Genomic DNA, 337 nt, shown 5'->3' with positions numbered 1-337 from the left:
TCATTCACAGTGCCTAACGAAATTAACTTAGCGAGCCGATGCTGCATGTCGGCTTGGGCTAAATTGGTTTGTAATGGGTTAGCTATCATAATTAAGCGCTCCCACTGCCTGATGGCGACTCAACCGCTGCTGAGGCTTTGGCAATAAGCCAATGCTCGCCCCCTTCAGGGCCTAAATACACTTCACTGATAGGCGGTAAATCACACACTTCAACAATCTCAACTTGGTAATAAAACTGCCAAGTTAACGTCGCTTTACCAATCACACTGCTCGGCTGTTTAGTAAACGCAAAGTCGATATTGTACGGAATAAAAAACTGCCAAGGAGTGGCCATATC

General features: G+C 45.7%; 1 pseudogene. It reads right to left on the bottom strand.

The features are described from left to right. Positions 1-91: 91 nt before the first annotated feature. A pseudogene (locus CWC11_RS22275) lies at positions 92-337 on the bottom strand (hypothetical protein); the annotation flags it as partial.

The sequence above is a fragment of the Pseudoalteromonas sp. S3178 genome (assembly GCF_005886985.1).
GTDB classification, from domain to species: domain Bacteria; phylum Pseudomonadota; class Gammaproteobacteria; order Enterobacterales; family Alteromonadaceae; genus Pseudoalteromonas; species Pseudoalteromonas carrageenovora.
This window is presented reverse-complemented; position numbering and strand designations above follow the sequence as displayed.